This window comes from Streptomyces spororaveus, assembly GCF_016755875.1.
GTDB classification, from domain to species: Bacteria; Actinomycetota; Actinomycetes; order Streptomycetales; family Streptomycetaceae; genus Streptomyces; species Streptomyces spororaveus.
This window is the reverse complement of the sequence record NZ_BNED01000005.1, coordinates 6,157,428-6,172,069: the sequence shown is the minus strand read 5'-3', so window position 1 is coordinate 6,172,069 and position 14,642 is coordinate 6,157,428. Positions and strand designations below refer to the sequence as shown.

13 protein-coding genes are annotated in these 14,642 nt (G+C 70.8%); all 13 read right to left on the bottom strand.

Translation table 11 applies throughout. From position 1 onward, the window contains the following. Window positions 1–41: 41 nt before the first annotated feature. Entirely contained in the window at window positions 42–1,262 is a 1,221-nt protein-coding gene (locus Sspor_RS30320) for a DivIVA domain-containing protein (RefSeq protein WP_202201944.1), read from the bottom strand. A gap of 82 nt (window positions 1,263–1,344) precedes the next feature. Next, entirely contained in the window at window positions 1,345–1,641 is a 297-nt protein-coding gene (locus tag Sspor_RS30315; protein WP_202201943.1) for a YggT family protein, read from the bottom strand. A gap of 60 nt (window positions 1,642–1,701) precedes the next feature. Further along, window positions 1,702–2,319: a cell division protein SepF gene (locus Sspor_RS30310; protein ID WP_202201942.1), complete on the bottom strand. Its 618-nt coding sequence runs from the start codon at window positions 2,317–2,319 to the stop codon at window positions 1,702–1,704. Window positions 2,320–2,468: 149 nt separating this feature from the next. Beyond that, window positions 2,469–3,188, bottom strand: coding sequence for a YggS family pyridoxal phosphate-dependent enzyme (locus Sspor_RS30305; protein WP_202201941.1), 720 nt, complete (start codon window positions 3,186–3,188; stop codon window positions 2,469–2,471). Further along, window positions 3,175–3,942 carry a peptidoglycan editing factor PgeF gene (gene pgeF, locus Sspor_RS30300; RefSeq protein WP_237404096.1) on the bottom strand — a complete coding sequence of 256 codons (768 nt, stop codon included), beginning with the start codon at window positions 3,940–3,942 and terminating at the stop codon, window positions 3,175–3,177. Before pgeF ends, Sspor_RS30305 begins: the two co-directional genes overlap by 14 nt. A 17-nt stretch (window positions 3,943–3,959) precedes the next feature. Then, a complete protein-coding gene (gene ftsZ, locus Sspor_RS30295; RefSeq protein ID WP_202201939.1) occupies window positions 3,960–5,165 on the bottom strand; it encodes a cell division protein FtsZ in 1,206 nt (401 codons plus the stop codon). Window positions 5,166–5,444: 279 nt separating this feature from the next. Beyond that, on the bottom strand, window positions 5,445–6,335 hold the full coding sequence (locus Sspor_RS30290; protein WP_372499627.1) for a cell division protein FtsQ/DivIB: 891 nt from the start codon (window positions 6,333–6,335) through the stop codon (window positions 5,445–5,447). Window positions 6,336–6,366: 31 nt separating this feature from the next. Then, complete coding sequence (murG, locus tag Sspor_RS30285; protein ID WP_202201938.1) at window positions 6,367–7,461, bottom strand: undecaprenyldiphospho-muramoylpentapeptide beta-N-acetylglucosaminyltransferase; 1,095 nt, start codon at window positions 7,459–7,461, stop codon at window positions 6,367–6,369. Window positions 7,462–7,467: 6 nt separating this feature from the next. Continuing rightward, on the bottom strand, window positions 7,468–8,829 hold the full coding sequence (ftsW, locus tag Sspor_RS30280; RefSeq protein WP_202201937.1) for a putative lipid II flippase FtsW: 1,362 nt from the start codon (window positions 8,827–8,829) through the stop codon (window positions 7,468–7,470). A gap of 69 nt (window positions 8,830–8,898) precedes the next feature. Beyond that, the gene (gene murD / locus Sspor_RS30275; RefSeq protein ID WP_237404095.1) at window positions 8,899–10,458 is read right to left on the bottom strand and encodes a UDP-N-acetylmuramoyl-L-alanine--D-glutamate ligase; all 1,560 of its coding nucleotides are present in this window, start codon (window positions 10,456–10,458) and stop codon (window positions 8,899–8,901) included. Further along, on the bottom strand, window positions 10,440–11,510 hold the full coding sequence (mraY, locus tag Sspor_RS30270) for a phospho-N-acetylmuramoyl-pentapeptide-transferase (protein WP_202201936.1): 1,071 nt from the start codon (window positions 11,508–11,510) through the stop codon (window positions 10,440–10,442). The genes murD and mraY overlap by 19 nt, the downstream gene beginning before the upstream one ends. Beyond that, on the bottom strand, window positions 11,507–12,937 hold the full coding sequence (locus Sspor_RS30265) for a UDP-N-acetylmuramoyl-tripeptide--D-alanyl-D-alanine ligase (RefSeq protein WP_202201935.1): 1,431 nt from the start codon (window positions 12,935–12,937) through the stop codon (window positions 11,507–11,509). Before Sspor_RS30265 ends, mraY begins: the two co-directional genes overlap by 4 nt. Continuing rightward, window positions 12,934–14,640, bottom strand: coding sequence for a UDP-N-acetylmuramoyl-L-alanyl-D-glutamate--2,6-diaminopimelate ligase (locus Sspor_RS30260; RefSeq protein WP_202201934.1), 1,707 nt, complete (start codon window positions 14,638–14,640; stop codon window positions 12,934–12,936). Before Sspor_RS30260 ends, Sspor_RS30265 begins: the two co-directional genes overlap by 4 nt. Window positions 14,641–14,642: the final 2 nt, after the last annotated feature.

Genomic DNA, 14,642 nt, shown 5'->3' with positions numbered 1-14,642 from the left:
CCGTAGTGCGCGGCTGCCGACCGCAGAATCGGCGGCGGCGCCTAGTTGTCGTCCTCGTCGATCAGGAAGCCCCGCATCGGCGACGGCGCCTGCATCGGCTGCGGCGCAGCCGGCCGGACCGGAGCCATCGGCTGGGTCATGGCCGGGGACATCTGCTGCTGGTTGCCGCCGTAGGACGGGGCACCCATCGGGGAGGGACCGCCCATGGGGGACGGGCCACCCATCGAGGGACCGCCCATGGAGTGGCCCATCGCACCGGCCGGAGCCATCGAGGGCGACGGCGACGGCGGCAGCGCGGGACCGGCCGGGTTCCGCGGCGGGGCCAGGGAGTCGTCGGCCTGGGTCTCCAGCTGGCGCAGCTGCGACTCCAGGTAGGACTTCAGACGCGTACGGTACTCACGCTCGAAGCCCCGCAGGTCCTCGACCTTGCGCTCCAGCGTGGCGCGGGCGGACTCCAGGGAGCCCATCGCGACGCGGTGCTTCTCCTGGGCGTCCCGCTCCAGCGCGTCGGCCTTGGCGCGGGCGTCCCGCTCCAGGCCCTCGGCGCGCGACCGGGCCTCGCCGACGATCTTGTTGGCCTCGGAGCGGGCCTCCGCGATCGCCTGGTCGGCGGTCTGCTGCGCCAGCGACAGGACGCGGGCGGCGCTGTCGCCACCGGGGCCCTGCTGCGGAAGCTGCGGCTGCTGCTGGTGCATCGGCTGACCCATGGGCTGCATCTGCTGCCCCATCGGCTGCATCTGCTGGCCCATGGGCTGCATCTGCTGGCCGAGCGGGTTCTGGCCGCCCATCGACTGCTGCTGCATGCCCTGGGGGCCGCCCATGGGCTGCTGCTGCATGCCCTGCGGTCCACCCATGGGGTGCTGCTGCATGGGACCGCCCATGGGGCCGCCCATCGGGCCGGGGCCCTGCTGGCCCTGGCCGCCGGGGCCCGGCGGAAGCTGCGGGGCGCCGCCCGGAAGCTGCGGGGGGCCCATCTGCTGCTGCTGCTGCGGCGGGCCGGATATGGCCGCGGGCACGGGGGCGCCGGGGCCTCGCTGGTCCTGGGGTTCCGGCTTGCGCATGCCCTGCTGCTGCTGGTTCTGCGCGGCGGCACGCGTGGCGGCGGCCAGCTTGGCGCGCAGGTCCTCGTTCTCGCGCAGCAGGCGCGTCAGTTCGGACTCGACCTCGTCGAGGAAGGCATCGACCTCGTCCTCGTCATAGCCTTCTCGGAGGCGGACGGTCGTGAACTGCTTGTTCCGCACGTCCTCGGGAGTCAGCGGCATGTCTTCTTCACCTCTACGTAGTCGTCGGCAGTCGGCAAGACCGTATCGGGACTGTCCCCGCGCCCGCGGGGAAGCACATCGTTCACAAGCCGCTCGCAGCGGTGCGCACGAAACTGATGAGGATGTAAACGATGATCATCAGAACGAAGAAGGACAGGTCGAGTGCCACGCCCCCGAGACGCAACGGCGGAATGACCCGCCGAAGAAGCTTGAGTGGTGGATCGGTGACGCTGTAGGTGGCCTCCAGTACGACCACCATCGCCTTGCCGGGCGTCCAGGAACGTGCGAACTGGAACACGTAGTCCATGACCAGGCGGAAGATCAGCACGACGAGGAAGCACGCCAAGGCGAAGTAGATCACGTCCAGTACGACACCCATCCCGCGCTTCCCTCTCCCCTGCTCCCGCTGTGTTCCCGGCCCCGTGTCTGACGGATCGGTCTAGCTTTGGTTGAAGAACCCGCCCTCCGCGATGCGGGCCTTGTCCTCCGCCGTGACATCGACGTTAGCAGGCGACAGCAGGAACACCTTCTGTGTCACGCGTTCAATGCTGCCGTGCAGACCGAAGACGAGTCCGGCGGCGAAGTCCACGAGACGCTTCGCATCCGTGTCGTCCATCTCCGTGAGATTCATGATCACCGGAGTGCCCTCACGGAAGTGTTCCCCGATGGTACGGGCCTCGTTGTAGGTCCGGGGGTGCAGCGTCGTGATGCGGTACGGCTCCCGCTCGGAGACGACCTTGGGCATGATCACGGGGGCGTTCTTCTCCAGGTTCGTGCGATCAGGTGTGATGGATGCCACGGGGGCGATTCGCGCAGGACGTCCGCTTTCCACCGGAATTGGGATAGGTTCACGCTGCGCCGGAGGCTGTGCGACTCGTACCGGTTCATCCGGTACGGGCGCTTGGTGCACGGGCTGCTGTCGGCGATCCCGTTCCCGAGCCCGTTCCATTTCCGGCTCGGGCTCGAACTCGTCGTCGGGGTCGTACCCCGGGTTGTCGTACCGGTCGTCCTCCACGAGGCCGAGGTAGACCGCCATCTTGCGCATCGCGCCGGCCATTCTCCGAGTCCTCCGCTCTGTGGTGGATCGCCCTGTCGCAGGTGCCGCTGTGTCACGAATGTCACCAACTGCCCGCGATCCACTAGGTCTGCCCGCCCATCAGCGGGAATGACCATATTTTCTGCTGTGGTCCGACTTTCTTCGCGACGTTACCCGAGCCGGGGTCTCGCGCCGAGTACCGCAGTGCCGACGCGTACATGTGTCGCACCGGCCGCCACGGCCTGTTCCAGGTCTGCGCTCATCCCGGCCGACACCATCGTGGCAGCCGGATGGTCCACGCGCACGCGGGATGACAATTCCATCAACCGCTCGAAAGCGGCCTGTTCGCGTCCCGCGTAGCGGCCGGACAGCGGAGCGACCGTCATCAGGCCGTCGATGCGCAGTCCCGGGGCCCCGGCCACGAGGTCCGCCAACTCCGCGAGCTGCTCCGGTGCCGCACCGCCGCGGGCCCCGCGCTCCCCCGATTCCGCGTCGAGCGCGATCTGCACGAGGCACCCGAGCTCCCGGCCGGCGTTCACCGCGGCCGCCGAAAGGGCGGTCACGAGCTTCGGCCGGTCGACCGACTGCACCACTTGCGCGTATCCCGCCACGGAACGGACTTTGTTCGTCTGCAACTGACCGACGAAGTGCCAGCTGAGCGGCAGATCCGCGCAGGCCGCGGCCTTGGGGGCGGCATCCTGGTCACGATTCTCCGCAACATGACGGACACCCAGGTCCGCCAGCAGTCGTACGTCGCTCGCGGGGTAGGTCTTGGTGACCACGATGAGCGTCACCTCGTCCCGTTCCCGCCCTGCCGCCGCGCAGGCGGACGAGATACGTTCCTCCACCCGCGCCAGGTTCTCGGCGAGCTCCGACTTACGATCCGTCATTCTTCTTTTCCCCCGGCGATCCGGGGGTCGTCCCCCGGGAAAGCTCTGTCAACCAGACATATCCGGCAAGGCGTCCGGTCACCCGGTCGCGCCGGTACGAGAAGTGGTCCGGCGACTCCAGTGTGCAGACCGGGGAACGGCCGCTGTGCACCACCCCCGCCTCGGCGAGCTGGGCGTGCACCCCGGCGACCACGTCGACGGCCGGTGTCCCCCAGCTGGTCTCGGCCCGGGCGGCGGGCACCTCCCGGGCCACCGCCTCCCGCATCTCGGCGGGCACCTCGTAGCAGTGTCCGCAGACCGCGGGTCCCGTACGGGCGACGATCCGCCCGGGATCGGCCCCGAGGGCGACCATCGCCTCGACGGCGGCGGGCACCACTCCGGCGACCAGTCCCGGCCGCCCGGCGTGGGCGGCGGCCACGACACCGGCGACGGGGTCCGCCAGCAGGACCGGCGTGCAGTCGGCGGTGAGCACCGCGAGGGCGAGCCCCCGACGGGCGGTCACCACCGCGTCCACCGCGGGGACCTCGGCATCCGCGCCCCAGGGCCCGTCCACCACCGCCACGTCCCGGCCGTGCACCTGGTTCATCCAGACCACCCGGTCCGGCTCCAGACCCAGGGACTTCGCCGCCCGTGCCCGGTTCGCGCGAACGGCGGCCGGGTCGTCTCCGACCGCGCCGCCGAGATTGAGCTCCTCGTACGGAACGGCGCTCACTCCGCCCCACCGGTCGGTGAAGGCGAAGTGGGCGCCGCCCACGTGATGCTGCTCTGGTGTCACTTCAAGAAGTCCGGGACATCCAGCTCTTCGGCCGGGCTGTCCTGGTACGGCCGGGCCGTGGGGACCTGCGGCGCGGGGGCCTGGACCTCGACCGGAGCCGGCTCGACCGGAGCCGGGGGCTCCTCGCGCGGGGTGACCGAGCCCAGTCCGCCGAAGGCCGGGCGGGCCGGCTCGGCGGCGCGGACCGGAGCCGGGGCCGGCTCCTCGCGCTTGGTGGACGCGGCACCGATGACGTTGTCCCGGCGGGCCGGAGGCTGTCCGCCGTCGAACCCGGCCGCGATGACGGTCACCCGTACCTCGTCGCCGAGCGCGTCGTCGATGACGGCGCCGAAGATGATGTTCGCCTCGGGGTGCGCGGCCTCGCTGACCAGCTGCGCGGCCTCGTTGATCTCGAAGAGACCGAGGTCCGAGCCACCGGAGATGGAGAGCAGCACGCCACGGGCGCCGTCGATGGACGCCTCCAGGAGCGGCGAGGAGATCGCCATCTCCGCGGCGGCCACCGCGCGGTCGTCGCCGCGGGCGGAGCCGATGCCCATCAGGGCCGAGCCGGCCTCGGACATCACGGACTTGACGTCGGCGAAGTCGAGGTTGATCAGACCCGGGGTGGTGATGAGGTCGGTGATGCCCTGAACGCCCGAGAGCAGGACCTGGTCGGCCGACTTGAAGGCGTCGAGCACGCTGACCTGGCGGTCCGAGATGGACAGCAGTCGGTCGTTGGGGATGACGATGAGGGTGTCGACCTCTTCGCGGAGCTCGGCGATGCCGTCCTCCGCCTGGTTCGCGCGGCGCCGGCCCTCGAAGGTGAACGGCCGGGTGACCACACCGATCGTCAGGGCGCCCAGCGAGCGCGCGATGTTGGCGACGACAGGTGCGCCGCCCGTGCCGGTGCCGCCGCCCTCACCGGCGGTGACGAAGACCATGTCGGCCCCCTTGAGGACCTCCTCGATCTCCTCGCGGTGGTCCTCTGCCGCCTTGCGACCGACGGCCGGGTTGGCGCCGGCGCCGAGGCCACGGGTGAGTTCACGGCCGACGTCGAGCTTGACGTCGGCGTCGCTCATCAACAGCGCCTGGGCGTCCGTGTTGATGGCGATGAACTCGACGCCCTTGAGACCGACCTCGATCATTCGGTTGATGGCATTGACACCACCGCCGCCGACACCGATGACCTTGATGACTGCGAGGTAGTTCTGCGGTGCTGCCACGTCGAAGGCCTCTCGCCTCGAGTTACGTGTCGCCGCCTCGCGGGCCTGCGTTGCGACGACTGATGCCGAAATAGGGACGGTCCGAACGCGCCGACCCGAACCCTCACCCTGAAGTTTAGGGTTAGGGGTGTGCCTGTTCCTCGGACTCTTCCGAACAGGACACTAAGTCGACAAGTAGCGCGTGTTCAACGAACACGCCGAACCTCCCGTTTTTCTTTTCACCCTATGTGATCACCCGTATCGCTGGCCAACCAGGGTGCGCCGCTGTTGGACCGGACGTCAACTCCCGGACGCAGCAGGGGCGGTGGGGACGCTCACGTCGAAGTGGGCGGCCTTGGGAGCGGCTTTCAACAAAGCGTTCAATGCCCGCCCCTTCGCGTCGCTCTGTTCACCGCTCCCCCACGTCACGGACCGGCCCCTGGTGAGCTCCAGCACGACCGAATCGTAGGAACCCACCTTGACCTGCACCGTTTCCCTGGCGATCGGCTGCGGGAGGGCGCCCGCGACGAGTACGGCCTCGTGCAGCAGCCGATCCTCGTCGAAGCGGCGGGCGCTCGGCGATCGACCGGCGTTCAATTCGAGGACCGGAACACCCGCGGGTGCTTTCGGAACCGTGTCGAATCGCACACCCGATGCGTCCACTTCCACGAAGTTGGCGTCCTTTTTGACGAGCAGGACAGGTTTGCGTTCCGTCACTTTCAGACCGATGCCGTGCGGCCAGGCACGCACCACGTCGACCGAATCGACGCGGGGCAGCCGGCCGCGGACCCGGCTCTCGATCTCCTCGGTGTCGACGCTCACCAGGGGCGCGCCGACCGGGACGGCCGCCGCGCCGAGGACCTGCTCGGCGGTGAGCACCTCCATGCCGGTGGCCGCCACCTTCTCCACGCGGAGCCAGGAGGAGCCGTAGAGCACCCAGGTGCCGCCGGCGGTGAGGAGCACCGCGGCGGCGAGCGCGGCCAGCACCGGGCCCCGGCGCAGGCGTGCGCCGGGGCCCCTGGGGCCGGTCCTCTGCGCTGACTTCGGGGCCTTGGGGGTCTTGGGAGCCTTGGGCGCCCTGGAGCCCTTGGGAGCCTTCGGCGGCTGGGGAGCGCCGGTGCCCTTGCGGGCAGCCGGACCGGACCGATCAGAAAACGGTGTTCCGCGCCGCGCGGTCGTCCCTCCGGCCACTCCTGTGCCTCCTGCGTCTGCGCTACCCGCCTCAGCGGGACCTGTGGGCCGCGATCGCCTCGTACACCATGCCGACCAGGAGCTCGTCGGCGTCCCGCCGGCCGAACTCACCGGCGGCCCGGGACATCTCGTACAGGCGGTGCGGGTCGGACAGCACCGGGAGGACCTGGCCCAGCACCCAGTCGGGCGTGAGCTCCGCGTCGTCCACGAGCAGGCCGCCGCCGGCCTTGACCACCGGCTGGGCGTTGAGCCGCTGTTCACCGTTGCCGATCGGCAACGGGACGTAGGCGGCGGGGAGCCCGACGGCGGAGAGTTCGGCGACGGTCATCGCACCCGCGCGGCACAGCATCATGTCGGCGGCGGCGTACGCGAGATCCATCCGGTCCACGTACGGTACCGGCACATACGGCGGCATCCCGGGCATGTTGTCGACACGCGGCAGTTCGTTCTTCGGCCCGACGGCGTGCAGGATCTGGATCCCGGAGCGCTGGAGGGTCGGTGCGACCTGCTGGATCGTCTCGTTGAGGCGGCGGGCGCCCTGCGAGCCGCCGGAGACCAGCAGCGTGGGCAGGTTGGGGTCCAGGCCGAAGGCGGCGCGCGCCTCCGGGCGGACCGCGGCCCGGTCGAGGGTGGAGATGGAGCGGCGCAGCGGGATGCCCACGTAGCGGGCGCCGCGCAGCTTGCTGTCGGGGGTGGAGACCGCGACGGCGTGCGCGTACCGGGAGCCGATCTTGTTGGCCAGTCCGGGCCGGGCGTTGGCCTCGTGGACGATGATCGGCACCCCGAGGCGCTTGGCCGCGAGATAGCCGGGCAGGGCCACGTAACCGCCGAAGCCGACGACGCAGTCGGCCTTGGTGCGGATGAGGATCTCCTCCGCGGCCTTGATGGTGCCGCGCAGCCGTCCGGGGACGGTGATCAGTTCCGGGGTCGGCTTGCGGGGCAGCGGAACGGCGGGGATCAGGCCCAGCTCGTAGCCGCGTTCCGGCACCAGGCGGGTTTCCAGTCCGCGCTCCGTGCCGAGGGCGGTGATGCCCACTGAAGGGTCCTGCCTGCGCAGGGCGTCCGCGAGGGCGAGCGCCGGCTCGATGTGGCCGGCGGTCCCCCCACCGGCGAGTACGACATGCACCGAAATTCACCGCTCTCCGGACGGACGCTTCTTGACGCGCCGTCTCATCGACTTCCATCTCACCCCGGTCCGCCACCAGCCGGTCTTCGGCTGTCGCATCGCGAGGGCCGCGCGCGCCGCCGGCTCCTCACGCGCGAAGGCGATGAGCAGTCCGACCGCGAACATGGTCGGCAGCAGGGCTGACCCTCCGTAGGAGAACAGCGGGAGCGGGACTCCGGCGATCGGCAGCAGGCCGAGCACCGCACCGATGTTGATCACGGCCTGGGCCGTGATCCAGGTGGTCACGCCTCCCGCGGCAAACCGTACGAAGGAATCCTCCGTGCGTCCGGCCACGCGGATACCCGCATAGCCTAGAGCCGCGAACAGGGCGAGCACCGACAGCGTCCCCGCCAGACCCAGTTCCTCCCCGGTGATGGCGAAGATGAAGTCGGTGTGGGCTTCGGGTAGTTGCCCCCATTTTTCCACACTTGCACCGAGGCCGGAACCGAACCATCCGCCCGAGGCGAGGGCGTAGATCCCGTGAACGGCCTGCCAGCAAAGGTCGTTCTTGCCCGGTTCTGTCGCACCGAGACATTCCAGTCGGTCCATCCGGTGCGGGCTCGTCTTGATGAGCAGTGCGACGATCGCACCCGCGAAGACGAGCACCCCGACGAACATCCGGGTCGGGGCCCCGGCCAGCCAGAGCAGACCGAACAGGATGGCGCCAAGGATCATCGCGGTGCCCATGTCGCCGCCCAGCATGATCAGCCCGAGCAGCAGGAAGGCCACCGGTACCAGCGGCACCAGCAGGTGCTTCCACTGGCTCAGCAGCCCCTTGTCGCCCTTGCGTGCCAGCAGGTCGGCGCCCCACAGGATCAGTGCCAGCTTGCCGAACTCACTGGGCTGCAGCATGAACGGACCGCCAAGGGAGATCCAATTCTGGTTGCCGTTGATCGCGACGCCTATCCCCGGCACCTGGACCAGGACCATCAGGAAGAGCGTGCCGGCGAGCACGGGATAGGACAGCGCCCGGTGCAGTTTGACCGGCATCCGGGAGGCGGCCAGCAGGAGGACGCCGCCGATGAGGGCGGCCAGGAACTGCTTCTTGAAGAAGTACGCGTCGCCGAGGCCGAGCTGGAGGGCCTTGATCATCGAGGCCGAGTACACCATCACCAGACCGAGCACGGTGATGAGCAGGGAACTGCCGAAAATCAGGTAGTAGGCGGTGAGCGGGCGGTCCCAGGCCTTCTGCAACTGCCGCTGGGTGTTCCGGAACCGGGCCAGCGGCCCGCGCCCGGCGGGCCGCTTCGAACTCACCGCAGGGCGTTTGCGGCCCTGCGCCTTCACGGCGGACGGCCGCCGCCCCGGCAGCATCTGCTTGGCCGGCATCTGTGATCTTCCCCTCCACTCGTACGAGGCGAGCTGCCGGCCGGAGGGAACCTGTCCCGGAGCCCCGGCCTAGGCCGTGTCCGCAGCGTTCTCGGCGGCCAGTTCGCGCACCGCGTCGGCGAATGCGTCCCCACGCTTGTTGTAGTTCGCGAACATGTCCATCGAGGCGCAGGCAGGTGCCAGCAGGACCGTGTCGCCGGGCTCGGCGAGCGCGGCGGCTTCCCGGACCGCCGCGAGCATCGCCCCAGTGTCGGTCCGGTCGAGGTCGACGACCGGGACCTCGGGCGCGTGTCGCGCCAGCGCGTCGGCGATGAGCGCTCGGTCGGCGCCGATCAGGACGGCGCCGCGCAGCCGCTTCGCGGCGTTCTTCACGAGCTCGTCGAAGGTCGCGCCCTTGGCGAGACCGCCGGCGATCCAGACGACCGGCTCGAAGGCGGCGAGCGAGGCCTCGGCCGCGTGCGTGTTGGTGGCCTTCGAGTCGTCGATGTAGGTGACCGAGGCGACCTCGTCCACGTACGCGACGCGGTGGGCGTCCGGGCGGAAGTCGCGCAGCCCGTCGCGCACCGCCCGTGGCTCCACGCCGAAGGCGCGGGCCAGTGCCGCGGCGGCGAGCGCGTTGGCGATGTTGTGCGGGGCGGGCGGGTTGACGTCCGCGACCTCGGCGAGCTCCTGGGCGTTCTTCTGCCGGTTCTCCACGAAGGCCCGGTCGACGAGGATGCCGTCGACGACGCCGAGCATGGAGGGGCCGGGGGCGCCGAGGGTGAAGCCGATCGCCCGGCAGCCCTCTTCGACGTCGGCCTCGACGACCAGGTCCTCGGTGGCCTTGTCGGCGACGTTGTAGACGCAGGCGACCCTGTTGCCCTCGTAGATCCGGCCCTTGTCGGCGGCGTACGCCTGCATCGAACCGTGCCAGTCGAGGTGGTCCGGGGCCAGGTTGAGGACGGCCGCCGAGTGGACGCGCAGCGAGGGCGCCCAGTGCAGCTGGTAGCTGGAGAGTTCGACGGCGAGCACGTCGTACTCCTGCTCGCCGAGTACCACGTCGATGATCGGGGTGCCGATGTTGCCGACGGCCGCGGTACGCAGGCCCGCGGCCTTCAGGATCGACGCCAGCATCTGGGTGGTGGTGGTCTTGCCGTTGGTACCGGTGATCGCGAGCCATTCGGCGGGCCCGGCCGGGGCCCGGTCGCCGGCCGCGGCCCCGCGGGCGGCACGGAGCTCCGCGCCGGCGCCGCGCAGCCGCCAGGCGACCTCGACGTCACCGACGACGTCGACGCCCGCCGAGGCGGCGGCCAGGAAGAGCGGGCTCTCCGGCTGCCAGCCCGGCGAGGTGACGACCAGTTCGGTGCCCTCGGGCAGGGTCTCGCCCGCCCGGGCTCCGTCGGGCAGGTGACCGAGGCGGACCTCGATGCCGAGCTCCGCGAGCTCGGCGGCCCTGGCCCGGTGCGCGTCGCCGTCGCCGTTGTCGACGACGGTCACGCGCGCGCCCAGCCCGGCCAGTGCCCGGGCGGCGCTGATGCCGCTGATGCCGAGCCCTGCCACGGTGATCCGGCCCGGCAGGCCGAAGCGGCCCAGGGCGTCGGGGCCGAGCACGGCGGCCAGGTCGGAGGAGGTCACTTGTCGGCTGCCCATCCCGCGTAGAAGAGACCGAGACCAACGATCACGCACATGCCCTGGATGATCCAGAAGCGGACCACGACGAGTACCTCGGACCAGCCCTTGAGCTCGAAGTGGTGCTGCAGTGGCGCCATCCGGAAGACGCGCTTGCCGGTCATCTTGAAGGAACCGACCTGGATGACGACCGACATCGTGATGAGCACGAACAGGCCGCCGAGGAGCGCCATCAGGAACTCCGTGCGGGAGCAGATGGCGAGGCCCGCGAGCGCGCCGCCGAGGGCGAGCGAGCCGGTGTCACCCATGAAGATCTTGGCGGGCGAGGTGTTCCACCACAGGAAGCCGAAGCAGGCGCCCATGAGGGCGGAGGCGACGACCGCGAGGTCGAGCGGGTCGCGCACCTCGAAGCAGGCGTTCGGGTTGGTGAGGTCACCGGCCCGGGCGCAGGACTCCTGGAACTGCCAGACGCCGATGAAGGTGTAGGCGCCGAAGACCATCACGGCGGCGCCGGTCGCGAGACCGTCCAGACCGTCGGTGAGGTTCACGCCGTTGGACATCGCCAGGATCATGAACAGGGCCCACACCACGAACAGCACCGGACCTATCGACCAGCCGAAGTCCGTGACGAACGACAGCTTGGTGGAGGCCGGGGTCAGCCCGCGCGAGTCCTTGAACTGGAGGGCCAGCACGGCGAAGGCGATGCCGACGATCAGCTGGCCGGCCATCTTGGCCTTGGCCCGCAGACCCAGCGAACGCCGCTTGACGATCTTGATGTAGTCGTCGAGGTACCCGACGAGGCCCATGCCCGCCATCAGGAAGAGCACGAGCAGACCCGAGAAGCTCGGCTCTTCGCCGGTGAGGATCTTCGTCAGGGCGTACGCGATGAGCGTCGCCAGGATGAAGGAGATACCGCCCATGGTGGGCGTGCCCTTCTTCCCGGCGTGGCCGCGGGGGCCGTCGTCGCGGATGAACTGGCCGTAGCCCTTGCGGGCCAGCAGCTTGATCAGCAGCGGGGTGCCCACAACGGTGAGGAACATGCCGATGACACCGGCGAACAGAATCTGCCTCATCGGTCGGCGACCTCGCCCTCGACAGTGCTGTCGAGAAGGCCCTGGGCCACCCGCTCCAGACCGGCCGACCTGGAAGCCTTCACCAGCACGACGTCACCCGGGCGCAGTTCACTGCGCAACAGGTCGACCGCCGCCTGCGCGTCGGACACGAGCACCGACTCCTCACCCCACGAACCCTCGTTATATGCGCCCAGTTGCAGCCAGGAGGCTTCCCTGCCCCCGACCGCGACGAGCTTGCTCACGTTGAGCCGGACGACAAGTCGTCCGACCGCGTCGTGCTCGGCGAGAGCATCGTCTCCGAGCTCGGCCATCGGGCCGAGCACCGCCCACGTGCGTCCCCCGTTCGCCCTGCCGGCACCGCCCATCGCGGCGAGCGCGCGGAGTGCGGCCCGCATGGACTCGGGGTTCGCGTTGTAGGCGTCGTTGACGATCGTCACACCGTCCGCCCGCTCGGTGACCTCCATCCGCCACCGCGACAGCGTGCCCGCCCCGGAGAGCGCCGTGGCGATCTCCTGTGCGGACATGCCCAGGACATGGGCGACGGCGGCCGCGGCGAGCGCGTTCGACACGTGGTGCTCACCGTACAGCCGCAAGGTCACGTCGCTGCACCCGGTCGGTGTGTGCAGTGTGAAGGAAGCCTGCCCCCTGTCCGTCATGCGGACTTCGGTGGCCCGGATTTCGGCGTCCTCGGCCTCGCCGAAGAGGACCGTACGCGCCTTCGTCCGCGCGGCCATGCCGCGAACCAGCAGGTCATCGGCGTTGAGGACGGCGACGCCGCCCTCCGCCTCGGCCGGCAGGGCCTCGACCAGCTCGCCCTTGGCCTGGGCGATCTGCTCACGGCCGCCGAACTCGCCGATGTGGGCGGTCCCGACGTTGAGGACCAGACCGATCCGCGGGGGCGTCAGTCCGGTGAGGTAGCGGATGTGGCCGATGCCGCGGGCGCCCATCTCCAGGACCAGGTGCTGGGTGTCCTCGGTGACGCGCAGCGTCGTGATCGGCAGGCCGATCTCGTTGTTGAGGTTCCCGGGGGTCCACACGGTCGGCGCGTGGTGCTGCAGCACCTGCGCGATCAGGTCCTTGGTGGAGGTCTTGCCGGCGGACCCGGTGAGGGCCACGACGTCGGTGCCCAGGCGGGTGACCACGGCCCGGGCCAGCGCTCCGAGGGCGGCCACCACGTCGGGGACGACGATGGCCGGTACGCCCACGGGCCGGGTGGCGAGGACGCCCACGGCACCGGCGGACACGGCGCGTTCCGCGTAGTCGTGGCCGTCGACCCGCTCACCGACGAACGCGGCGAACAGGCTGCCCTGCCGGACCTCGCGGGAGTCGTAGACCACGGGACCGGTGACCTGGACGGACGGATCCGGTATGTCGTGGGGCCGCCCGCCGGTGATGTCGGCGATCTCGGCCAGGGAAAGGGCGATCACTGGTTCACCTCGGCCTGTCGGACCTGGATCGTCTGGTCGAGCACGGCCTGGTGCTCGATCGCGGCACGGAGCACCGTGCGGTCGTCGAAGGGGCGTACGACACCGGCGGTGTCCTGGCCCTGCTCGTGGCCCTTGCCGGCCACCAGCACGGTGTCACCGGGCCCGGCGAGGGCGACGGCGGCCGCGATGGCCGAGGCCCGGTCGGCGTCGACCAGGACGGTGCCCCGCTCGCCGGCCGGTACGGACACGGCGCCCTCGAACATCGCGGCGAGGATCGCGAGCGGGTCCTCGGAGCGCGGGTTGTCGGAGGTCAGGACGGCCACGTCGGCGTACCGGGCGGCCGCGGCCCCCATCGGGCCGCGCTTGGTGGTGTCGCGGTCGCCGCCGCAGCCGAGCACGATGTGCAGCCTGCCCTCGGTGACCTCGCGCAGCGCGCGCAGCACCGATTCCACGGCGTCCGTCTTGTGCGCGTAGTCGACGACGGCGAGGTACGGCTGTCCCGCGTCCACGCGCTCCAGCCGGCCGGGGACCCCGGGGACCGCGGCGACGCCGTCGGCGGCGGTCTGCGGGTCGAGGCCGGCGGCGGCGAGCGTGACGATCGCGGCGACGGTGTTGGCCACATTGAACGGGCCGGGCAGCGGTGCGGTGGCCCGTACGCGCTGTCCTTCGGGGCCCAGCAGGGTCAGGGTGGAGCTCGCCGGACCGAAGACCACGTCCTCGGCGCGCCAGTCGGCGGCGGGGTCGCCGGCGGCGGAGAAGCCGACGACCGGGATCGTCGCCTCCTTGGCCAGGCGGCGGCCGTACTCGTCGTCGAGGTTGACCACGCCCAGGCGGGCCCGGCGGGCCGTGAAGAGCCCCGCCTTGGCCTGGAAGTAGTCCTCCATGTCGGAGTGGAACTCCATGTGCTCCGGGCTCAGGTTGTTGAAGACGGCGACGTCGAAGACGCAGCCGTCGACCCGGCCGAGCACCAGCGCGTGACTGGAGACCTCCATGGCCACGGCCTCGACGCCGCGTTCGCGCATGACCGCGAAGAGGGCCTGGAGGTCGGTGGCCTCGGGGGTGGTCCGCTCGGACTTGATGCGCTCGTCGCCGATGCGCATCTCGACGGTGCCGACCAGTCCGGTGCTGCGGCCTGCGGCGCGCAGGCCGCCCTCGACGAGGTACGCCGTCGTGGTCTTGCCGGAGGTGCCGGTGATGCCGATCTGGAGCAGGCCCTCACCGGGGCGTCCGTAGATCGCGGCGGCGAGCTCCCCCATCCGGCCGCGCGGGTCGTCGACGGTCAGGACCGGCAGGCCGGTGGCCGCGGCGCGCTCCGACCCCGCGGGGTCGGTCAGCACGGCGACGGCGCCGAGGCCGGCCGCCTGGGCGGCGAAGTCGGCGCCGTGCGTCCTGGCTCCGGGCAGGGCCGCGTACAGGTCACCGGGGCGGACCGCACGGGAGTCGTGCGTGATCCCGGTGATCTGCGCCGGGCCGGGCGCCGGGACGCCCAGCAGCGCGGCCAGCTCGCCCAGCGGGCTCGGGCTGGCGGACGCGGGCCGGGGCGCTCCCGGCGGCGTTGCCGGGGCTTTCTGGGTCGTTCTGGGCTGATCAGCGTGGGGCACGGCGGTGAGCGTACCGGGCGCGGCGGGCCGCTCGCGAAGTGAGGCCCCGGCCTCGGCGTCGGCGGTCGTCGGGTTCCCGGGTTTCGGGGTGATGGTTGTCACTG